Below are 21,605 nucleotides of genomic sequence, written 5' to 3'. Positions count from 1 at the left end.
TCTCGGGATCGTCCAGGATCCTGGGCATGCCGAACCGTGGATCATCGCCATGCCGGCCAAGCCTGGCTCTCTACGTTGCTGTGTCGACAGGCCAGTGGGACGCCACCGTCAATCCAAGTCCTGCCGAAAAAACTCTGCGATCAACGACCACGAAAACTCGAACGCTCTCGAACCTCCCTCTTCACCAGAGGCTTGCGCTGCGTCGTCAGGCTCATCTTGACCGCCACATCCTTTCCTCCCGTGTGGACAAAACAACCCTTGTGCACAACAAAAACTGATGGATGGTGAGCGTGGTCTCTCGAGGGCGGTCGGACAGTCGTCGTCCGAGCCTATCGTCAGGATGCGCTTAACCACTCCTCGACGTGGCTTTGGCCGGAACCGACGTCGCCCTTGCTAAGAGGGCGCCGCGCTGCTCACCGTCACCACTGATGGAGAGGGCCGCCTCGGTGTTTGATGGATTGCAGCGGATAGCGGGGCGGTTGCGGGCGGATGCGAGCGGGACCGTTGCCGTGCTCTTCGCCATCCTGGTTCCCGTCCTCCTCGGTGCTGTAGGCTCTACGATCGATTATGCCTCGTGGGCCCACCAGCAGATGCAGATGCAGACCGCTGCCGATGCGGCGGCGCTCTCGGCGGCCCGCGAGCTTCAGGTGGGCACCGCGGACGAGCGCCGCGTCGACGCGGTTGCCCGGAGCATCGTCCTCGCCCGTCTCGATACAGCGAGGACCCAGCGGGCCGCGACCGTTACGGCGACCCTGCAGGATGCCGCGCGGGTGCGCGTCGAGATCCGGATGCGGCGGCAGGTTACCTTCACGGGATTGTTCGGCATCGCACCCGGCGAGATCCTGGTCGATGCCACCGCGATCCTGAGCCGGCAGCGTAAGCTCTGCGTCCTCGCCCTCGACGCCAGGGCCGCGCAGACTGTGTACCTCAAGTCCAACTCCTGGCTCACCGCGCGCGGCTGCGACGTTCACTCGAACGCCGACCACGCAGAGGGCATCACCAGCGACAGCGGTATCCAGTTCACGGCGGCAAACATCTGCTCAAGCGGTGGCTTCTCGGGCCAGGGAGCATTCCGTGGTACCCGGGTCAGCGGATGCCCGTTGTTGCCGGACCCGCTGGCCGAGCGCCAGGCTCCGGCGTCGGGAGCGTGCAAGGCCACCAACGCGCGGGTCGTCGACCTCGGAAGCGCCGGGAATAGGCACCGTCTGACGCCCGGAACTTATTGCGGCGGCCTGTTCATCGGCGGGAGCGCGATGGTATTGTTCGAGCCTGGCGAGTACGTGATCAGAGGCGGTCCGCTGACGTTCGACTCGAATGCCGACATCGTCGGTGCCGGCGTGGGCTTCTTCCTCACGGGCGCGGACGCCCGCTTCCGCTTCCTGAGCAATGCCAGGGTCGATCTTGATGCGCCGGTCGGCGGTCCGCTCGCGGGGCTGCTATTCTACGAGGACCGCAGCGCCGGCGAGATGCGCGAGCACGAGATCAAGTCCAACTACGTCTCTAACATGACTGGCACAATCTACCTGCCGAGGGGACGTCTGGTCGTTGATGCGACAAACGAGGTGGCGCAGCAATCCTACTTCACGGTCATCGTCGCACGGCAGATCCTGCTAACGGCCAATCCGAAACTGGTCGTGAATGTGAATTACGGCCTGACGCGCGTGCCCGTCCCGAAGGGCCTTGGCTCGCTCGCTGGTGATGTTAGCCTCGCGGATTAGCGAGCGCAGCCGGGTGTCACGACCGCGGCCGGCATGGCTACGGAGGTCAGGACGCGCGAGGAAGATCCTTCTCCAGCCTCTGAGTTTTCACACAGCCTCGGCCGAAGCTGACCAAAACGAAACTAAAATCCGTTAGGGTATACTCATGCGGACGTTCCAGGGGCGCATGGCTTGGTCCAGACTGGTCCCAGAAGCCCCCCTCATGCGAGGGCGAGGAAGGTTCTGAGAGGCGGCACGGACGCCCTCCAGGGCGTCGAAGCCGCCGGCAGCCCAGCGCCAGCCGCCCGGGCCGGGGGCACGGTCCTTGCGGCCTTGAAGTCGGTTCGGGCGGCTGGCCCACCACTCAGCGAACTTGGCCGCAGGCCGCCATGTGTCGCGTCAGTCGACCATCACCCGCAGGGCCGAAACCGCACAGCGGGTTTGGGGAGCCGCCACAGGCGCGCGTAGGGCGCGGCCCGCAGGGGACGCCCCTCTGGGCCTCACACACCCTACGAACCCGACAACGCAGCATCTTCGGCAGAGCCAACCCGTCTCAGCACCGACGACAGCCGCTGCAATCGCAGCTGCCGTCTTGCGCTGCCGGGTCCTCTCTCGGTCGACCTCGCAGTTGCGCTGCATGTCGTGCCGATCCTTCTCGCTCACCGGCTCGACCGGGTTGCCGTCGAGGTCGTAGCGCAGCGATCCGGGCTGGGCGACCGCGTGCCGGTAGCTGAAGCTGCGGACGTAGTCCCGGATCGCCCTCTCGCAGATATCGACCGCTACCTCGGGCCTGCGGCGAGCGAGGATCTCGGGACCGAGGCCGACCTGGAATGTGGATCGACACCGAAGTGGGACCTCAGCCTGGATCAGGAATAAGCCCCTGAAGCGACATTAGGTGTGCAGTCCACTTCATGCGCAATGTCCTGGCCCATGCCGGCCGCTCAAGCCGGCGCGTGGTCTCGGCCTTCATCGCCACCCCCTTCGCCCAGGAGGACGCCGAGGCTGCCCGGCAGCAGTGGCGACGCGTGGCCGATCAGCTCCGGCCCAAGGTGCCGAAGCTGGCAGCCCTGATGGACGCGGCCGAGACCGACGTCCTGGCCGACATGGGCTTCCCGGCGGCTCACCGCGCCAAGCTGTACTCCACCAACCCGCTCGAGCGCCTCAACGGCGAGATCAAGCGGCGCACCGAGGTCGTCGGCATCGTCCCCGACGAGCCTTCAATCCGCCGGCTCGTGGGCGCAGTCCTGCTCGAACAGAACGACGAGTGGGCCGTGCAACGTTGCCGGTCCATGACACTGGAAAGCATCGCCCCGATCGGCGATGATCCTCTCGTCAGCCTGCCAAACCTCGCAGTCTGACCAGTCCGGCCCTGCCGGTCATCGGGTGGACTACACCCCAGCTACACCACGCCCTGGGACACGATCCGCAGCCTCGCGGCGGGATCGTCCCGTGGCATGACCATAGCCACGAGCCTCTGAGGTCCCCTGAGTTCGGTGCATCAAATGCGACGCAACGGGCGCAGGGGGAGCCGCCGCGCCGTCAGCCGAGAATCGTCGGAATCCCACGGCGCAGGCGCGAATAGCCGCGGGTCGACAGCGGCCAGGCCCGCTCGTCCCAGTCGCGCCGAATCCGGTGGCAGCCCGTGGGCAGGGCCTCCGCCGAGGGCCCGGCGGGAGCCCACGGGGTCACCACCGGCAGATCCCCGGCCCATCCGTCCTCCACGGGCCCGGGCAAGCAGCCGAAATGCGCGCTTGCCCGGGCAAGGGCATCCGTCATCGCCGCCGCATCCGCCGCGCGCAAAGGCTCCGCCGCCTCCTCGGCCGAAGCGATCAGGCCGCCCACTCGCACCACCCGGGCCGCGCCGAGGGGCAGGCTCTCGGGATGCAGGTCGTCGAGGTGGAGCAGCAGGGCGATCCTGCCCTCCGGCGCGGCATCCCCCGGCACCAGCGGCACCTCCCGGGGCGGCGCCTCCTCCGTAAGGGCGGTGGCTCCCTCGTCGAGGCCGGCGGGATCGTGGCGCCCTTGCGTGAACGTCCGGATGTTCTCGCGCCGCGCGAGATACGGCTTGCCCCGTGTGTGCAGCCCCGCGACCCAGCGCCAGGAGAGGGTGTTGCTCGCCGGGTCGCCGTCGAGGAGGTGGCGCAGGAAGAACGCCGCCCCGAGTTCCCAGGGCAGCCGCAAGGTGAAGATCCAGATCGAGGCGAACCACATTCGGGCGTGATTGTGCAGCCAGTTCTCCGCGACGAGCTGCGCGGCCCAGTCGTCGAAGCCGTCGATGCCGGTCTGGCCCGCAATCGCCCGCTCGTAGGTCCGGCGCAGACCCGGCTCGGCGGCGAGGCGGTCGCGTGCGGCGTCGCGCCCCTGCCGGTAGCGCGTCCAGGTCTCGGGATGGGTTTCGAGATGGCCCTTGAAGTAGGTGCGCCAGAAGACTTCCGACACGAACGTCTCCGCGCCGTGCTCGCCGAGGGCACGGATCGCCGCGCGGGCGACCTCTTCCTCGGTGAGGAGCCGGCGCCGCAGAAAGGGCGACAACGCCGAGGTCGTCGGCGCCGCGGCCCGGCCGCGATCGGTGTTGCGGGAGGCGGCGTAGTCCGCGCCGGGACCGGAGAGGAAGGCGGACAGGGCGTCGAGACCGGCGGCGCGGGTCATGCGGGGGAAGGCGGGCATGACCCGGATCTAGGACGCTGGCGCGGCCCGGCACCAGCGACCGTCGCCGTCTCCGGTGGCCTCGGTCGATCGGTCGCGGAGAGACGAGGACTCTACGGCTCCCCCGGCAGGGCCGAGGCTTCGAGGCGCCGCGCGCCGCGGCCGAACAGGGCTTCGCGCAGCCGCAAGGCATCGCCCCGGGTGAGGATCGCGGCGAGGCGGCGGCGCAGATCGGTGCAGCCGAGGGTGGGGCCGGGAGGCGCCGCCGTCCCGGTCGGCGCGATCGGTTGCCGCCTGGCGAGGGCCCGGTCGAGGAGGGCGCGCATCCGGGCGACGCCGCCCTGGCGCCCGGGCAGCGCCTCCGCGGCGGACAGGAGGTCGCCGTCCCCGCCGATGGCGCGGCACGTCTCCTCGCTTCCGCTCGCCGTCATCGCGTCGAGGACGAGGCGGCCGAGAGCCGCGAGGGTCGCGTCGTCGGCGCCCGCGAAGGCCGCCCGCAGCGCGTCCATCGCCTCCGCCCGGATGAGGGCGAGGCCGTCGCTCTCGCTGCGCCCCTGGCGGTAGGAGGCGCGGTAGCGGGCGGCGATGCCGTCGAGCAAAGCCGGCCGATGGGCCGTAAAGGCGGCGAGGAGATCGACCGCCCGCAGCACCGCCGCCCGGGCCCCGGCCAGGGAATCGTCGTCGTCGAGGGTCGAGTCCGGCAGGTCGTCCGGTCCGACCACCCGGGTGATGACCCCGGCGGCGCGCAGGCGGGCCGGATCGGGGATCCAGATGTCGCGGGAGGGGGTGGCGAGGGCCTGCTCGACGAAGGCGGGGTCGAGACCGGCGGCAAGGTAGCGGCCGCGCTCGTCGCTGGCATCGACCGGGATCATCTGCCCGAACATCCCGGGCTCGTAGGGGGCGTGGAAGCCAAGCCGGCTGTCCGCCACGATCAGCCGCTCGCGCCCGCGGATGAAGGCGAGCGTGCAGGCCGAGACGCAGTAATCCGGCACGTAGGTGGCGATCCCCCGCGTGGCCACCTGCTCGCCGATCGCCGCCCCCTCGTCGACGAGGCCGCCGTCGCTCGTCAGGTGCAGGCGCGTCACGCCGGGATGGGCGTCGAGCACGACGCGCAGCCGGGCGGCGGTGCCGTCGTTGAGGTCGCCCCACAGCCGCACGTCGCGACCGCCGGGGCCGAGGGTGATGCGGGCCGGCGGCCCGTCGGGAGTGGTGTCGAGAACGGCTTCGAGGTTGCGCGACAGAGCGCCGAAAGCGGGGGTCAGGGTGCCCACCACTCCGGCGAGCCCGAGGCCCACCAGCACGATTCCGGCGCCGGCCCATGCCCGGCCCCGCCGCACACCCGCTCCCGCCATTCCGGTCCCCCACGCCTTGCTGTGTGCCCTTGCTGCGTGCCCTTGCCGTGTCCGGCATTCTTGTCCGTGACCCCACTCAGCCCCATCGCCGCAGCGATGCGAAGACGTCGAGGTCTGTACGAGGATCAGCAAGATCCAGGCCGAACTGGGGCCGGAGCAGGGTTTGTTTGACCAATGGCTCTCGCGGCAGAAACAGATCTCGGTAAGGAGGCGGCGCGGGAGACACTTGTACTCCGGCCCGCGCCACCATGTCGCTGTGGCTTGGCCGCCTCAATCCTTGAGCGGATCGTGGCCCCAGTTCATGAGGGAGTAGCGCCATCGCGAGGTCTTCACATCGTCCTTCGGGCCGCCCTGGGCGAGGTGGCGTTTGACGTAAGCGACGACCTTGCGCATGTCGGCATAGTCCTCGTCCGAAAGATCCGCCTTCCTGGTCTGTTTGATCGCGACGATCCGGCGCCCCTGATGGTGCCCGACCGATTCGCTGCCCGTGGCATCCTCCTTCCTGGCGCCGTCGCTCCAGCCGACCGAGCGGCTCTCCTCGGTGTCGAGCCACCTGTCCAGTTCGCTCGGTGCCATGTTCACCGCCGCGCGGAAGGCCGCGTAGGTCTCCTGGTGGTCGTCGGCCTCGGATTCGGCCTGCTTGCTCACGCGACATCTCCTCGGATGATCCAATCGGTCCTCAACGTCACCAGAGGCCGGGCGTTCGCCGCAGGAAGCCGGATGGTCGGGAGACGGGAGCGAGCCTGGGCGTTAGGGTTGGGCACCCGCAGAATCCGGATGCGCCCGCCATGACCGAGACCGACGAACTGCTCTATAGGGTCGATGCCGAGGGCATCGCCCGCATCACCCTCAACCGGCCGCAGGCGCGCAACGCCCTCACCTTCGCGATGTATGAGCGCCTGCACGATCTCAGCCTGGCGATCGACGCCGATCCGGCGATCCGCGCGGTGCTGATCGAGGGGGCGGGTGGGCGCGCCTTCGCGGCCGGCACCGACATTGCGCAGTTCCGCAGCTTCTCCACGGCCGAGGACGCCCTGGCCTACGAGCGCTTCATGGACCGGGTGCTCGGCGCGCTCGAGCGCTGCGCCAAGCCGACCATCGCGGCGATCGCCGGGGCCTGCACCGGCGGCGGAGCGGCCATTGCCGCCTGCTGCGACCTGCGCATCGCCACGCGGGATGCCCGCTTCGGCTTCCCGATCGCCCGGACCCTCGGCAATTGCCTGTCGGTCGCCAACCTGCGCCGGCTCTCGGCGCTCATCGGCGCCGCCCGGGTCAAGGAGATGATCTTCACCGCCCGCCTGGTCGAGGTCGAGGAGGCGCGGGCGATCGGGCTGGTGAGCGAGGTGGTGGAGGATGCCGCAGCGTTGGCGGAGCAGGCGACCGATCTCGCCCGCCTGGTCGCCGGCCATGCGCCCCTGACCCTCGCCGCCACCAAGGAGGGGTTGCGCCGCGTGCGCGACGAGGCACCGTCCGAGGCGGGGGACGACCTGATCCTGCAATGCTACACCAGCGCAGATTTCCGCGAGGGGATGGAAGCCTTCCTGGGCAAGCGCCCGCCGCGGTGGAGCGGGCGGTGAGCGGGGGCCGGCCTGCATGTCGCGCGACAGGTCCCGACGCCGTCTCGGCCCGCATGTCGGACGCCTGACCGCAAGACGAGAGCGCGGCTGATATCAACGGCCCAGGATGCTGAAGCATCGGGCCGTTGACTTATCTCTCCTGTTCGACATCGCGCCAAGGCTTGGCCAAAATTGGAGAACGGAACCAAAGGTGGTTTCCAACGACCGTTGGTATGAGTTGTTCACCGGCTTCGCGGTCCCTGGCGAACGAAACCATTTTGCGAATCGCAAAGGTGGATTCCGCCGTGGCTCGCATTTTTTACTGGGACGGTCAAAAGCCTGTCTCGACCGGCCCGGGAGCGTTGAACCCTGCAAGAGACACATCCTGCAAGAGACACATCCTGCACGAGACACATCCCGAATCAGCGCAGGCGGAGCCCGGGATCTCGACAATGAGGTGAGAGAGAAGACCGGGCGCGATCCGGCTTCTTCCGAACCGTGAGCGGTTCTTCTGGGCCTGACTGCGGCATTCCAGGCTCCGCTCCGCGGTCCCGGACAGGCGATGGAGGGAGCGACGTGAGGAAGGATACCAACGGCCGTCGACAACGACCTTCGGTGCCGTTCTCGCCATGTCGCCAGGGTCAAGCGTCCGACTCAAAGTCCCGGACTTGTGGGGTTGGCCGCGATCGACGTCGTTGCATCAGCATTGACGGCCCTGGGATGCATCGGCATCACGGGCTGTTGGTATGCGGTCGAACGGGCGCTGGGAGGAGCTGATCCCTCGCCTGCAACGCTGACAATCGCGCTGGTGGCGCCCGTCGCGTCTGCACCGGACCAACCGGCTTCCTCACGAGATCGGATCAATGGAAGAAACCGACGGCACGAAGCGTCGCCGGCACGGACCGGATTGGAGACCGGCTTCGGGCACGCGCCGCATCGTGCGGCGCGGTGCGCTCAGTGGATCGGCTGGTCCTTGCGCTCGGTCTGGGCGAGCGAGGCTTCGTAGCTCTCGGCCTGTGCACGGGTCAGGCCGCTGACGAGCACGAGCGCGCCGCGATAGACCGTGTAGGTACCATCCTGGGTGGGCTTGACGCGAATGACCTGGGACATGCGCTGGCTCCCTTGCGCGAATCACGACTGATTTTCTTGGACTTGAACGTGACGTTAACGAATCGGTGGGGTCGCGCAAGAGGGGTGACCGCGAAACCGCCGGCTTCTCGACACGATCTTGACCAAAGTACAGTCGGCCGAGGGATGACGGGGTGCCATCTCCTCGTGCCGGCCCGCTTGCGGGCCGGCCTCACGGTCTGGGGATCGCAGGCCGCAGGGGGAAGCGAGGGGTGATCGGGCTCAGGACGGCGAGCGGACGCTCGAGAGGTGGATCATCGGGCCTTTCATCATCGGGCCTTCAATCGTCGGCGCGCTCTGGGCGGACGGCGCCAGGGTGGGAGCCTTGCCGGGCAGGGTCCACCAGCCGACCGCCGAATGAACTGCCAGGGTGAGGCCGAGCAGAACCAGCATCGAGACGGCGTGGCCGGTGATGCTCGGCTCGGCCGGGGGCGGCGAGGGCTCGCACCGCGGGGCCGCGGCACAATCCAAGGGCTCGGGCTCCAGCGGAAGGAGCGAGCTATAAGGACCGACGGGCTGGCCGGTCGGGCGGTGGAAGGGTCCAATGCTGAACATCGGCGTCTCCTGTCGAGGCCCCTGCGACGGAGGGCTATCGGAACCGCCCAACGTTAACACCTGGTGAACAGGACGCTACCCCCGATCACGAACCCGTGAACGAGGCACTTGTACACCGCCGGTTCAGGATCGCGGTGGGGAGGGCGGCGACACCGCCTCTGGTCAGGGACGCTCTCCGGATGAGGCGGGAAAGAGCGACGGGTGCCGCAGGCGCAGGGTCTGGATCAGGCAGAGCGTCTTCATGTCGACGATCTCGCCCCGATCCGCCATGACGGCGAGTTCCCCCAGGGCGATCTCCACCACCTCGATGCTCTCGTGCTCGTCCGCCAGGCCCCCGCCGGCCCCCTCGCGGTCGGCGGCGCGATAGGGGGCGAGGTAGAGGTCGATCCGCTCGGTCGAGAGGCCCGGCAGCGACCAGACCCGGCCGACAGGTTCGAGCACCGACAGGCGCAGGCCCACCTCCTCGAACGCCTCGCGCCGGGCGCACGCGCCCGGGTCGTCCTCCTCGCGCAGGCCGGCGGGCGCTTCCAGCACCGAGGCGGTGCCGTCGACGAAGCAGGGCGGCGTGCGGAACTGCCGCACCAGCAGGGCGGCCCGGCGCTCGGGATCGTAGGGCAGCACCGCGACGGCGGGCCCGTGATCCTCGACCTCGCGGCCGATCCGGGTGCCATCCGGCATCCGCACCTCCGCGACCAGGTAGCGCGCCCAGCCCTCGTAGACGGTGCGGGCGCCGACGATCCGCGGCGGGGTCTCGTCTCGGCTCACGCGGCACTCTCCTGGGCATCGTCGGACTTGGCATCGTCGGGCTTGGCACCGCGCCGGATCTCGAAGGTCAGGAGGCTGTCGTCGCGCAGCATCCGGTCGAGATGGTCGCCGCGCTCGCGCAGCAGGTTGGGAATGTCGATCGCGGCCATCGGGTCGGTGCAGCGCACCGAGAGGCCCTCGCCGGGTGCGAGGCCGCGCAGGGCCTTGGCGGTGCGCAGGACCGGCAGCGGGCATTTGAGCCCGCGCAGGTCGAGGTCTCGGTGTCGCATGGTCGTCCGTGCCGCTCGTCGCTGAACCGTTGAGCATATCCGGCGCCAACGAGAAAGCCCGAACGAGAAAGCCCGAACGAGAAAGCCCGAACGAGAAAGCCCGGCGCGGGGGCATCCCGCGCCGGGCTCTCAGTCACATCAGACCGTGCGGCCGATCAGTAGCCGTAGCCGTAATAGCCACCATAGGCCGGGTAGCTGTAGCCGTAAGCCGGGTAGCCGTAGCCGCCGACCGGGGCGTAGCCGCCGTAATAGCCGCCATACGCCGGGTAGCCATAAGATGAGGCCGACCCGGCCGCGATGGCGCCGCCGATGATGCCGAGGGCTGCACCGGCCGCGAGCGCGCCGCCGGCGCCGATGCCGCGGCGATAGCCGTAGCCACGATAACCGTAGCCGCGATAACCGCGGTAGCCGCCGTAATAGCCGCCGCCGCGCCAGCGCACCTGATCGACGGTCGCGCCCGAGCCGGCGATGGCGGCCGAGGTGGCGGCCGGAAGCGGGGCGGCCTGCGCCCCGACGGTGCCGGCGGTCAGGGCGGCGGCGGCGCCGGCCGCGAGGGCGAGGGTGGTGATGCGCGACATACTCGATCTCTCCGAATGGTCTGAGGAACGTGCCCCGATGGCCTCAAGAACGGCCAAGGGGTGACCTTCGTTCCCAGATTCGGTGCGAATTGACCGACCGTCAATCGGTAGCCGCTACGCTTGTGCCACCCGCGGTGTGCTGGCGCACCCGAAACGATCGGTGCGATGCAGCCAGGATAAGCTTGAGCATTCTCTGAACCGCGGCTGTCCTTGCCGGGTCGATTGTGGTGGTCGCGTCGGGGTTATCTGACGTGACATCGCACACTTGACCCTCGCGGGACATTCCGGGGCCGCGAAAGCGGAGCCCGGAATCCAGAGCCTCAGATGATCCCAAATCGAGCGGGGCGCTGTCCGCGCCCTTCTTCATCACCTGTGAGACTCGATTCCGGGCCCCGCTTTCGCGGCCTCGGAAAGACCCGAGCGTGTCAGTCTCAGCCTCACCTCGACAGGGGCGACGCAGCCTCAGAACGCGCAAGCCCCGAAGGCCGGATCGACCGAGCGGTCCCACGGCCCGTCATAGAGGGCGAGCAGGTCCTCCGCCCGGGTCCGCGAGGCGGCGATGGCCTGGAGCGGCGCGAGGTAGAGGGTCTCGTCGCGTCCTTGCGCGTCGTGGCGCGCCCGTGCCTTCAGGCCCGATTCGGCGAGCGCCAGCGCGTCACGGGCGAGGTCGCGGACGGTGCGCGTGCCGGCCGGCGCGTCGAGGCCGAGCCGCGGCGCCTCGGCCCGCATCGTCTCGCGTTCCTCCGCGGTCAGGTCGCGCACCAGCTGCCAGGCTCCGTCGAGGGCGCCCGCATCGTAGTAGAGCCCGGCCCAGAACGCCGCCTGCGCGGCGATCATGTTGGCGTCACCCACATCGGCGCCGCGCATCTCCAGGAAGCGCTTCAGGCGCACCTCCGGGAAGGCAGTCGAGGCGTGGTTGGCCCAGTCGGAGACCGTGGCGCGCTCGCCCGGCAGGGTGGACAGGCGCCCCTCCATCAGGTCGCGGAATGAGGCGCCGCTGACGTCGTGGTAGGTCTCGCCGCGCTTCACGAAATACATCGGCATGTCGAGGAGCCAGTCCGCATAGGCCTCGTAGCCGAAGCCCTCGTCGAACGCGAAGGGCAGCATGCCGGTGCGGTCGCGGTCGGTGTCGCGCCAGATCTCGGAGCGGCGCGACAGGAAGCCGTTCGGCCTGCCGTCGGTGAAGGGCGAGTTGGCGAAGAGCGCGGTCGCCACCGGCTGCAGGCCTAGGCCGACCCGCATCTTCGTCACCATGTCGGCCTCGGACGCGAAGTCGAGGTTCACCTGCACGGTGGCGGTGCGCAGCATCATGTCGAGGCCGAGCGAGCCGACCTTGGGCATGTAGCCCTTCATGATGCGGTAGCGGCTCTTCGGCATCACGGGCGTCTCCTCCCGCGTCCATTTCGGGCTCATGCCGAGGGTCAGGAAGCCGATGCCGAGGGGATCGGCCGCCTGCCGCACCGCGTCGAGATGCTGGCTCAGCTCGTGGGCGGTGGCATGCACGTCCGGCAGCGGCGCGCCCGACAGCTCGAACTGGCCGCCGGGCTCGAGCGAGATCGCCCCCCCGCCCTCGACCGCCGAAAGGCCGATCACCCGGCCCGCATCCTCGATCGTCTCCCAGCCGGTCAGCGACCGCAGACCCTCCAGCAGGGCCTCGATCCCGCGCGCGCCCTCGTAGGGCACCGGCGAGAGGTCGGCGCGGTAGAACGGGACCTTCTCATGCTCGGTGCCGATGGCGAAGGCGTCCCGCGGTTTCTCGCCGGCCGCGAACCACTCGATCAGCTCGGACCGCGCGCTGAGCGGGGTCGCGTCGGACACGTCGCGCGCCATGCGCCACCTCGTGCTTGCAAGCGAAAAACGATGACTCCCGGCGGGCCGGCGGCCCACCGTCAAGGTTGCGCCTAAATAGGCCGCGGACGACCGAGCCGCAACGCAGCCGCGGGAGACCCCCGCGAGCCATGCGTTCCACGCCCGTCAACCACCCGTTCACCACACCGGCGGGATCCGGCGCAAGCCCCTTTGACAAAGAACAAAACAGGAACAAACATGGAGCCGTCGCAAGGGGACAGACCATGAACATACGCAAGATCCTCCTCGCTGTCACGGAGGTCGCCTCGATGGGCTTGCTCACCGGTGCCATCGCCCTGTGGGCGGTGGCGCTCTCGCCGATGCACTGAACGCGGACGCGCCTCGCGCCGTGGCCCATGGGCCACGGCCCGGCTCCGCAGGGCCGAATTCGGTGGATTGCGCGGCGGCGTTGCGCTGCGGGCCGTGACTCCTCAATCTCTGCCGGGAATCCTGCCGCGCTCGGTAGGAGTGAGTCGCCTTGCAGATCCTGAAGCCCGTCGGCTACGTCCACCTGCACGTTCACTCCTCGTATTCGCTGCTCGAGGGCGCGCTGAAGATCGGCGATCTCGTGAAGGCCGCGGGCGCCGACCGGCAGCCCGCCCTGGCGCTCACCGACACCGACAACCTGTTCGGCGCCCTCGAATTCTCCGAGAAGGCGGCCGGCTCCGGCATCCAGCCGATCGCCGGGATGCAGCTCAGCGTCGCCTTCGAGGCGGCGGAGGCGAACGCGAAGCTCAATGCCAGCCACCCGCACATCGTGCTGCTGGCCAAGGACGAGACCGGCTATGGCCACCTGCTGCGCCTGGCGAGCCGGGCCTATTTCGACAACAATCCCGGCGATGTCCCGCGCGTCTCCGCGCAGGCGCTCAGCCAGTGCGCGGGCGGCCTGATCGCGCTCACCGGCGGCATGGGCGGCCCGGTCGATGCGGCGCTCCGGGCGAACCGGCCGGAACTGGCGCAGTCCCGTCTCGACGCGCTTAAAAGCGCCTTCGGCGAGGACCGTCTCTATGTCGAATTGCAGCGCCATGGGCTTCCCGACGAGCGCGCCGTCGAGGGCGAGCTGATCCGCCTCGCCGATCGGCACGGCCTCTCCTTGGTCGCGACGAACGAGCCCTATTTCGCCAAGCCCGAGGATTACGAGGCCCACGACGCGCTGCTGGCCGTCGCCGAAGGGCGGCTCGTCTCCGACGACAAGCGCCGGCGCCTGACCCCGCGCCACGCCTTCAAGACCCGGGCCGAGATGGCCGACCTGTTTCGCGACCTGCCCGACGCGCTCCAGGCGACCGTCGAGATCGCGATGCGCTGCGCCTACCGGGCGCGGACCCGGAAACCCATTCTCCCGAGCTTCGGCGCCCCCAGCCTCACCACTGCCGCGCCGGGCACGAAGGACGGCGCCCCCCTCCAGGCTCAACGCGCCGCCGCGACGATCGCCGTGGCGAAAGACATCGCCTCCGACGAGGCGGCCGAGCTGCGCCGCCAGGCCGAGGACGGGCTGACCGAGCGCCTGCGCCAGCACGGCCCGGCCGAGGGGCTGACGGAGAAGGATTATCGCGATCGGCTCGACTACGAGATCGGCATCATCACCAAGATGAAGTTCCCGGGCTACTTCCTGATCGTCTCGGACTTCATCAAGTGGGCCAAGGAGCACGACATCCCGGTCGGGCCGGGCCGCGGCTCGGGCGCCGGCTCGCTGGTGGCGTGGTCGCTCCTCATCACCGATCTCGACCCGATCCGCTTCGGTCTGCTGTTCGAGCGCTTCCTCAACCCCGAGCGCGTCTCGATGCCGGATTTCGACATCGATTTCTGCGTCGAGGGCCGCGAGCGGGTGATCCGCTACGTGCAGGAGCGCTACGGCGAGGAACAGGTCGGCCAGATCATCACTTTCGGCACGCTGCTGGCCCGCGGCGTGTTGCGCGATGTCGGCCGGGTCTTGGAGATGCCCTACGGCCAGGTCGACAAGCTGACGAAGCTGGTGCCGCAGAACCCGGCCAACCCGGTGACGCTGGCCCAGGCGATCGAGGGCGAGCCGAAGCTCCAGAGCGCGATCGAGGAGGAGCCGGTCGTCGCCCGCCTGATGAGCATCGCCAAGAAGCTCGAGGGCCTGCACCGCCACGCCTCGACCCATGCCGCCGGCGTGGTGATCGGCGACCGGCCGCTGGAAGAGCTGGTGCCGCTCTACCGAGACCCGAAGACCGGGATGCGGGTGACCCAGTTCAACATGAAGTGGGTCGAGCAGGCTGGCCTCGTCAAGTTCGACTTCCTCGGCCTCAAGACCCTGACGGTCTTGCGCGCCGCCACCGACCTGTTGAAGCTGCGCGGGATCGAGGTCGACCTGCCCTCGCTGCCGATCGACGATCCCCTCACCTACGAGCGCCTGAGGAAGGGCGAGACGGTCGGGGTGTTCCAGGTGGAATCGGCCGGCATGCGGAAGGCGCTGGTCGAGATGTGCGCCGACCGGTTCGAGGACATCATCGCCCTGGTGGCGCTCTACCGGCCGGGCCCGATGGCCAACATCCCGGTCTATTGCGAGCGCAAGCTCGGCCGCGACGCCGGCAACGAGAAGAACTGGTACCCGCACGAAAAGCTGGAGCCGATCCTCGCCGAGACTTTTGGGATCATCGTCTACCAGGAACAGGTGATGGAGGTGGCCAAGGTGCTCGCCGGCTACTCGCTCGGCGACGCCGACCTCTTGCGCCGCGCCATGGGCAAGAAGATCAAGGCAGAGATGGACGCCCAGCGCGACCGCTTCGTGAAGGGCGCGGTCGAGCGCGGCCTCGACAAGGCCAAGGCCAACGAGATCTTCGACCTACTCGCCAAGTTCGCCGATTACGGCTTCAACAAGTCGCACGCCGCCGCCTACGCGCTGATCACCTACCAGACCGCGTATCTCAAGGCGAATTTTCCCGTAGAGTTCATGGCCGCCTCGATGTCGCTCGACATCGACAACACCGACAAGCTCGCCGAATTGCGCCAGGACGCGCAGCGCCTCGGCATCAAGGTCGAGCCGCCGAACGTGAACCGCTCCGGCGTCACCTTCGAGGTGCATGACGGCGCGATCCGATACGCGCTGGCCGCCATCAAGGGCGTCGGCCGCTCCGCCGTCGAGGCGATCGTCCAGGCTCGCGGACAAAAGCCGTTCCGCGATCTCGGCGACTTCGCCCGGCGCCTCAACCCGAGGCAAGTCAACAAGCGCACGCTGGAAAACCTGGTCGCCGCCGGCGCCCTCGACGCGATCGAGCCTGACCGGGCCAAGGCTTTCGCCGCCGTCGAGCCGATGATGCGGCTCGCCCAAGGCGCGGCCGAGGCCGAGACCGTCGGCATGATGGACATGTTCGGCGGCGTCGCCGCCGCCGAGGTGGCTTTGCGCATCCCGGCTTACGAGAACTGGCCGATGGCCGACCGGCTCAAGCGCGAATACGACGCGGTCGGCTTCTTCCTCTCCGGCCACCCGCTCGACGAGTACGGCGACCTCTTGGCAAAACTCCGGGTCCAGACCTGGGCCGAGTTCTGCCGCTCGGTCCGCGCCGGCACCTCGACGGTCGGCCGCGTCGCGGCGAGCGTGCTCGACCGCGCCGAGCGCCGCACCAAGACTGGCAACAAGCTCGGCATCGTCACGCTCTCCGACCAGACCGGCCATTTCGAGGCGATCATTTTTTCCGAGGGGCTCTCGCATTACCGCGACATGCTGGAGCCTGGCGCCGCCCTGGTGCTCCAGCTCCAGGCCAGCACCGAGGGCGAGGACGTCCGCGCCCGCATCCAGACCTGCGAACCGCTCGACCAGGCCGCCGCCCGCCACCAGAAGGGCATGCGGATCTACCTGCGCGACGAGCGCCCGATCTCCAGCGTGCAGCAGCGGTTGCAGGTACGCGGGGAGGGGGAGGTGTCGCTGATCCTGATTCTCGATGGGGGTGAGCGGGAGGTGGAGGTGAAGCTCGGGGGGAAGTACCAGGCGACGCCGCAGATTGCCGGGGCGCTGCGGGCGGTGCCGGGGGTGGTGCAGGTGGAGGTGAGTTGAGGGAATCCTCTTGAGCCTTGCGTCATTCGGACTGCGATGGTGTCATCCGTCTTCGGCTAATGTGAGTTTTGCAAGTTTAGGTCATGGGACCAATCAATTTTTTTTGCGCTTCCGGTGGTGATGCCTTCTATCCTGGCGCAGGTAGGAAATATCGTCATTATAGGAAAATTTTTTGCTAAATTCCCGTATCTCATAAAATATAAAATCATAAACGACACGTTTTTTGGAGCTCCCGCATCTGGAGATTTTGTTTGACGCGAGTGAGTTTTATCGAAGAACAAGCTAGCGTGTTTTTTGATTTAATAGATTTGTCGGCATTTGTTGCGCGCCGTGACTTGCATATCGGCGTGTTGTATCGCGGCTTGTGCCTCTATAGAGACTGCTGTTAATGTCTTGCGCACACACCGATCTTTCAGCGCCGGTGTGTAAGCAAGGGAAAAATTTGAGAAATCCTTTCCGACGATCGCGCGCAGAATCTGAAAACCGAATGATCAACCGAGGTTGATATGTTGAGCCGAATCAGAACAACCATCAGGTCTTATGCATCATCCCTTTCTTCGAGCAAATCGGCAAATAGTAGATACAAGCTCATTCAGTCCGAATTTGACGAAAAATTTTATAGGGAAAACTTGCCTTCGCTTTCAAGCGATGTCGATGCCGTACAGCACTTCATAACCGAAGGCTGGCGAATGGGGTTGGATCCCTCTCCAGATTTTTCGACGTCGTTTTATTTAATCGAAAATGAAGACGTCATGAATGCGGGGTTCAACCCCTTTCTTCATTACCTTACGCACGGCAGGTCGGAAGGACGACTTCCTAAGCCTAGCAATCATGCCTCACTCTACGCAAAGAGTGACTATGATTTTATCGGCCAGCATTTCGATATCGGATTTTATCTTGATCAGCTTGGAAAAAAACAAGATAACGTAGATCCTATTGATCACTACTTGAGAGACGGCTGGCGGCAAGGTCTTGATCCATCGCGAAATTTCAATACAAAATTCTATATTGGTAATAATAAAGACGTAAGAATTTCAGGCATCAATCCATTCGTCCATTATATCAAGGCCGGCCGTCTGGAAGGACGGAAAGGACATAGGGACGACAAGGGTATCAATTTTTTTGCAATAACGGATGAATACATAATTATATCGAAAAATCTTGATAGTGATTATTATCTAAAGCAATGTAAGAATATCGAAAAGAGTCAGATCGACCCTGCCGCGCACTTCTGCGCTTCTGGATGGAAAAAAGGGTTTGATCCAAATCCGGATTTTTCGACGGAGTTCTATCTTGCGACAAACGAAGATGTCCGGCTGAGTGGAAAGAACCCCTATTATCATTACATCTCCGTCGGACTCGACGAAGGTCGAATGCCCAAGCTTCCGATCGAGCTATCGAGTCAGAAATATAACAATAATTGGCTGGATAGCGCTGAAGTTGCATCGCATGTAGCGCCATATTTTGATGATGATTATTATAAGAATTCATATCCAGATATGAGAAGCAATGAAAATGACTGCCTCCTACATTACTGCACCCATGGCTGGAGAGAGGGGCGGCGCCCGAATGCGTGGTTCGATACAGATTATTACGTTAGGACTTATCCCGGCGTTCTTCATGCTAAAATAAATCCACTGCTACATTACATTGTCTGGGGAAAATTACAAAATTTTTCCACTTTTCAAACGAAAGGTCGGATGCCAACGAAGAAATCGAAATACGCAACGACGGTCAAAGAAATCGATCTTACTGCTGTTGTTCGGTTCCGTGAACAATCCGGTACCGATAGTGCTCATAATAAGCTGCCAAGTAAAAGTATGTCGGCTGATGATTTTTGCATTAATTGGATCATACCGGACTTCCTTGCAGGAGGGGGAGGCCACATGACCATTTTCAGAATGGTAAGATGGCTTGAGTTTTTCGGGTATAAATGTAAGATCTTTGTAAAAGATGCGGGTTCAGACCGTAGTCTGGAGGAAAGAGAGCGATTGCTTCTCCAGTATTATCAAGTTTGCAGAGCCGAGTTGGTTTTCTTGACAGAAGCGACGATTTTCTCAGCGTCGGATGTGTTGGTTGCTACGAGTTGGGATACGGCATATGTGGTCAATGCGGCCCGCGGACCAGCCGGAAAATTCTATTTCGTCCAAGATTACGAACCAATGTTCTACGCAATGGGGTCAAAAGCCATTCTAGCAGACAATACTTATAAGCTGGAACTTGCATGTATTTGTGCGAGTCCGTGGCTTGAGAGTATCATGAGCAACAAGTACGGGCGCTGGGCTCGTTCGTTCATGCTCAGCGCCGACGAGAATTATGTTCAGCAAGATGTTCGGTCAAAGAGTGAAAAAATAAAAATCGCGTTTTATGCACGACAGCATACGACGCGGCGAGCTGTCGAGATCGGGTTGATGGCGCTCGACGAGCTTGCGAAGAGGACGGACAATTTTCACATCGAGTTCTTCGGTACAGAAAATATCTTCAGTTCCACTAGTTACTCGGCAAATAATAATGGAATTTTGCCGCCTGAAGATCTGGCAAAATTGTACAACGAGTGCGATGTCGGCGTTTGTTTTTCTGCGACCAACTACTCGCTAGTGCCGCAGGAAATGATGATGTGCAAACTCCCGGTCATCGAAATTGACCTAGACAGCACGCGTACCATTTTTCCAGAGGGAGTTGTCGCACTTGCTCAGCCGGATCCTATAAATATCGCCTCAAAAATATACGAACTTATTGAAGACAAAGATATGCGACGTTCGATTGCAGAAAGCGGTTACCAATGGGCTTCGCAGTTTTCATGGCAGCAATCTGCCCGCGCCGTCGAAAGCGCGATCTTTGAACGTCTTGGTATCAACGAGCCTCATAAGTTCAAAAATAAACTGAACCATGAGGACGAAATATATGTATCAGTCATCATGCCATCTTACAATGGTGGCGATCTGATCAAAAGTGTCATTGATAAATTAATTGGACAGAAAGCACCATGGAAATTTGAGATAATAATCGTCGACAGTTCTTCAAACGATGGTACATGGGAGTATTTGACGAGTCTTGGTGACAGGATTCGGGCGATCTCGATCAAAAAGAGTGAATTCCAGCATGGGAGAACTAGAAATTTTGCCGCTTCAATGACGAAAGGAAAATATGTCGTGGTTCTAACCCAGGACGCTTTGCCTGTTGATGATTATCTCTTGTATAATTTTGCTGTTGTCATGGATCGGTTCCCCAATGCGGCCGGTGCATTCGGACGGCATCTTCCCTGGCCGGATGCCTCGGTCTTCACCAGAAGAGACATCGAAAATCATTTCGATGTCATGAAAAATGGTCCAATGTCTATCTCGAGATTCTACAATGCCGAACTCTACCGATCGGAAAATTTAGCACATCGGCAGTATCTGCATTATTTCAGCGACAACAATGCCTGTCTCAGAAGATCTGTCTGGGAGCGCATTAAATATCCAGAAATAGACTACGGGGAAGATCAGGCGTGGGCAGATAAGATCATCAAGGCTGGATATCAGAAAATTTATGTCGATAAGGCCCAGGTTTTTCACTCTCATGATTACAACGAGATGCAAACATTCGAGCGTGCGCGAACTGACGCCGAGTTTTTTAGAAAGGTTTTTGGTTATGATGTCGCACCCGCTGATTCAAAAGAAGAAATCATTAGAGCAAACATTGCAGATGAAACTTGGGGAGTTCGAAACAATGTTCCTGCCGAGGAAATAAATATGCAGAAAAAACTAAATGCACATCGATTGTCTGGATTGTCGGCGGGGTCCGTTCAAGGAATTTCTTATAAAAGCCCGTTCTAGAATGCGTCGGGTCGCAGTTATTATTGCGTGCTAAAATGGGTCGCGCTCACTCGTGGGTGCGCGGCCCCTACGGTTCGAAGCCGCACGCATTGTCTTTATGCGGTGCTCGCTCCATCGCAGGAGGCACGTCATGAATCTGCAGATCCGATCGAGGGCGCAGCCAGCATCGAGCTTTCGCCCCATTGCCTTTTACGCTGGTCAGCACGGTGGTGTCGTTGGATGCTAGGTGCCTGCAAGCGCTTTATCGGACGCGATGGGCCGGTTTCGATATGTGGATCGATCCTATCTGCCGCCTAGCAGGCTGTCGGATTTAGACCAAAAAGTCGCCTTTTGGCGCAATAAATGAATGCAGATGAACACGCGGAGATGCATTAATTGCGATTTTGTATGAATTCAAGAAATTTTGTTACGTCTCGCATCTAGATCCAACAGCCTGCTAGTCTGGGCTGCCATTGATTGAGGCCGTTGTTCTGCTACATGACATCGGAGTGTGTGAAGCGCCTCTGGTGTCGGGAGTGAAGCCGTCGAATTGCGTCGAAAACAATGCGGTAACAGTGTGATAAAGGAATTTGTTATGAATTCAAAGCAGGACGATTTCCGAGAAATATTGGAAAGGGTAAATTCAAAAATCGTGAATTCGAACGTGTATCAGTCAAAAATTCAGACCGAAGAATATGTAAATATTTTTGGCTCTCGATTGGAAGGCCATTTGAAAATCGGCGCGCATACGTTCATCAATCCTGGTAGTGATGTTAGGCATTGTGTCATCGGGAGGTATTGTTCCATTGGAGACGGCGTGTACATATCACCGAATCGGCATCCTCATGATTCGTTTTCAACGCATCCAATTCTGCTTTCAAAATCTGAGAGACCCTACAACGATCATATCGGGCGAGTCGTCACGATTGGATCGGATGTTTGGCTGGGAGGACGATCGACTATTATGGCCGGTCTAGAGATTGGCCATGGTGCAGTCATAGGGGCTGGATCGATTGTGACGAAAAACGTTGAGCCGTTCAATGTCGTAGCCGGCATACCAGCCAGAGTCATAAAGAAGCGATTTGATGAAGATAAAATCCATCTATTGCAAAACCTACAGTGGTGGAACTATAATTTTATCGAATGTGAAGAGAAAATTGATTTCTCTAATATAGAATTGGCGATCGAGCGAGTTTCGCGTATGATTGAAGACAATAAAATCCCGCCTCTGTCTGGAGAGGACGCGACAATTCATGTCGATAATTTTCATTACTTTGATTGATGTGCGGTTTTTTTTAAATGAATAAGATGAAGTTCCTGCCGCTCAAGAGTTTGTCTGGCGACAACATCCATCGATTTTCGTAAACCCCAACCATCCCGCCAAACCCCCCAACTCGAC

General features: G+C 63.2%; 15 protein-coding genes and 1 pseudogene. 6 read left to right on the top strand and 10 right to left on the bottom strand.

Annotation, left to right across the window (positions count from 1 at the left end):
• Positions 1-509: 509 nt before the first annotated feature.
• On the top strand, positions 510-1,718 hold the full coding sequence (locus tag VP06_RS30490) for a pilus assembly protein TadG-related protein (RefSeq protein WP_197093325.1): 1,209 nt from the start codon (positions 510-512) through the stop codon (positions 1,716-1,718).
• A gap of 378 nt (positions 1,719-2,096) precedes the next feature.
• On the opposite strand, the gene VP06_RS39105 is transcribed toward VP06_RS30490, so the two are convergent.
• Positions 2,097-2,564, bottom strand: coding sequence for a ProQ/FINO family protein (locus tag VP06_RS39105; RefSeq protein WP_425350969.1), 468 nt, complete (start codon positions 2,562-2,564; stop codon positions 2,097-2,099).
• 26 nt (positions 2,565-2,590) lie between these two features.
• Between VP06_RS39105 and VP06_RS30485 the strand changes: the two are divergent.
• Positions 2,591-3,055: pseudogene (locus VP06_RS30485) on the top strand (transposase); the annotation flags it as partial.
• A 181-nt stretch (positions 3,056-3,236) separates the two neighbouring features.
• Here VP06_RS30485 and VP06_RS30480 read toward each other — a convergent pair.
• The 3 genes from VP06_RS30480 to VP06_RS30470 all read right to left on the bottom strand — a co-directional run bounded on the left by VP06_RS30480 (position 3,237) and on the right by VP06_RS30470 (position 6,343).
• Positions 3,237-4,364 carry an FAD-binding domain-containing protein gene (locus tag VP06_RS30480; RefSeq protein WP_245291378.1) on the bottom strand — a complete coding sequence of 376 codons (1,128 nt, stop codon included), beginning with the start codon at positions 4,362-4,364 and terminating at the stop codon, positions 3,237-3,239.
• Between the two features lie 92 nt (positions 4,365-4,456).
• Positions 4,457-5,695, bottom strand: coding sequence for a COG3904 family protein (locus VP06_RS30475; protein WP_048467567.1), 1,239 nt, complete (start codon positions 5,693-5,695; stop codon positions 4,457-4,459).
• 270 nt (positions 5,696-5,965) lie between these two features.
• A complete protein-coding gene (locus VP06_RS30470) occupies positions 5,966-6,343 on the bottom strand; it encodes a DUF3140 domain-containing protein (RefSeq protein WP_053082097.1) in 378 nt (125 codons plus the stop codon).
• 140 nt (positions 6,344-6,483) lie between these two features.
• Here VP06_RS30470 and VP06_RS30465 point away from each other — a divergent pair, with 140 nt between their 5' ends.
• Positions 6,484-7,272, top strand: a complete 789-nt coding sequence (locus VP06_RS30465; protein ID WP_048467566.1) for an enoyl-CoA hydratase — start codon at positions 6,484-6,486, stop codon at positions 7,270-7,272.
• 933 nt (positions 7,273-8,205) lie between these two features.
• Here VP06_RS30465 and VP06_RS37485 read toward each other — a convergent pair.
• The 6 genes from VP06_RS37485 to VP06_RS30440 all read right to left on the bottom strand — a co-directional run bounded on the left by VP06_RS37485 (position 8,206) and on the right by VP06_RS30440 (position 12,376).
• Positions 8,206-8,361 carry a hypothetical protein gene (locus VP06_RS37485; protein WP_197093324.1) on the bottom strand — a complete coding sequence of 52 codons (156 nt, stop codon included), beginning with the start codon at positions 8,359-8,361 and terminating at the stop codon, positions 8,206-8,208.
• Positions 8,362-8,601: 240 nt separating this feature from the next.
• A complete protein-coding gene (locus VP06_RS30460; RefSeq protein ID WP_063928474.1) occupies positions 8,602-8,934 on the bottom strand; it encodes a hypothetical protein in 333 nt (110 codons plus the stop codon).
• Positions 8,935-9,096: 162 nt separating this feature from the next.
• Positions 9,097-9,699, bottom strand: a complete 603-nt coding sequence (locus VP06_RS30455; RefSeq protein ID WP_048467565.1) for an NUDIX domain-containing protein — start codon at positions 9,697-9,699, stop codon at positions 9,097-9,099.
• Positions 9,696-9,968: a sulfurtransferase TusA family protein gene (locus VP06_RS30450; protein WP_048467564.1), complete on the bottom strand. Its 273-nt coding sequence runs from the start codon at positions 9,966-9,968 to the stop codon at positions 9,696-9,698. The genes VP06_RS30455 and VP06_RS30450 overlap by 4 nt, the downstream gene beginning before the upstream one ends.
• 155 nt (positions 9,969-10,123) lie before the next feature.
• The gene (locus tag VP06_RS30445; protein ID WP_048467563.1) at positions 10,124-10,546 is read right to left on the bottom strand and encodes a hypothetical protein; all 423 of its coding nucleotides are present in this window, start codon (positions 10,544-10,546) and stop codon (positions 10,124-10,126) included.
• A gap of 462 nt (positions 10,547-11,008) precedes the next feature.
• Positions 11,009-12,376, bottom strand: a complete 1,368-nt coding sequence (locus VP06_RS30440) for a glutamate--cysteine ligase (protein WP_048467562.1) — start codon at positions 12,374-12,376, stop codon at positions 11,009-11,011.
• A 496-nt stretch (positions 12,377-12,872) separates the two neighbouring features.
• On the opposite strand from VP06_RS30440, the gene dnaE reads away from it, so the two are divergent.
• The 3 genes from dnaE to VP06_RS35600 all read left to right on the top strand — a co-directional run bounded on the left by dnaE (position 12,873) and on the right by VP06_RS35600 (position 21,488).
• On the top strand, positions 12,873-16,409 hold the full coding sequence (dnaE, locus tag VP06_RS30435; RefSeq protein WP_048467561.1) for a DNA polymerase III subunit alpha: 3,537 nt from the start codon (positions 12,873-12,875) through the stop codon (positions 16,407-16,409).
• A gap of 506 nt (positions 16,410-16,915) precedes the next feature.
• On the top strand, positions 16,916-20,227 hold the full coding sequence (locus VP06_RS35610; RefSeq protein WP_156295854.1) for a rhamnosyltransferase WsaF family glycosyltransferase: 3,312 nt from the start codon (positions 16,916-16,918) through the stop codon (positions 20,225-20,227).
• Between the two features lie 574 nt (positions 20,228-20,801).
• Positions 20,802-21,488 (top strand): CatB-related O-acetyltransferase, encoded by a 687-nt coding sequence (locus VP06_RS35600; RefSeq protein ID WP_082167712.1) that lies wholly within the window; start codon positions 20,802-20,804, stop codon positions 21,486-21,488.
• The last annotated feature ends 117 nt before the right edge of the window (positions 21,489-21,605 follow it).

Origin of the sequence: Methylobacterium aquaticum, assembly GCF_001043915.1 — a bacterium.
Lineage (GTDB): Bacteria > Pseudomonadota > Alphaproteobacteria > Rhizobiales > Beijerinckiaceae > Methylobacterium > Methylobacterium aquaticum.
This window is presented reverse-complemented; position numbering and strand designations above follow the sequence as displayed.

Excerpts from the sequence above, each read along its gene's own strand:
- VP06_RS30480 (WP_245291378.1), bottom strand. The coding sequence starts at position 4,364 with ATGCCCGCCTTCCCCCGCATGACCCGCGCCGCCGGTCTCGACGCCCTG.
- VP06_RS30475 (WP_048467567.1), bottom strand. The coding sequence starts at position 5,695 with ATGGCGGGAGCGGGTGTGCGGCGGGGCCGGGCATGGGCCGGCGCCGGA.
- VP06_RS30465 (WP_048467566.1), top strand. The coding sequence starts at position 6,484 with ATGACCGAGACCGACGAACTGCTCTATAGGGTCGATGCCGAGGGCATC.
- VP06_RS37485 (WP_197093324.1), bottom strand. The coding sequence starts at position 8,361 with ATGTCCCAGGTCATTCGCGTCAAGCCCACCCAGGATGGTACCTACACG.
- VP06_RS30460 (WP_063928474.1), bottom strand. The coding sequence starts at position 8,934 with ATGTTCAGCATTGGACCCTTCCACCGCCCGACCGGCCAGCCCGTCGGT.
- VP06_RS30450 (WP_048467564.1), bottom strand. The coding sequence starts at position 9,968 with ATGCGACACCGAGACCTCGACCTGCGCGGGCTCAAATGCCCGCTGCCG.
- VP06_RS30445 (WP_048467563.1), bottom strand. The coding sequence starts at position 10,546 with ATGTCGCGCATCACCACCCTCGCCCTCGCGGCCGGCGCCGCCGCCGCC.
- VP06_RS30440 (WP_048467562.1), bottom strand. The coding sequence starts at position 12,376 with ATGGCGCGCGACGTGTCCGACGCGACCCCGCTCAGCGCGCGGTCCGAG.
- VP06_RS35610 (WP_156295854.1), top strand. The coding sequence starts at position 16,916 with ATGTTGAGCCGAATCAGAACAACCATCAGGTCTTATGCATCATCCCTT.
- VP06_RS35600 (WP_082167712.1), top strand. The coding sequence starts at position 20,802 with ATGAATTCAAAGCAGGACGATTTCCGAGAAATATTGGAAAGGGTAAAT.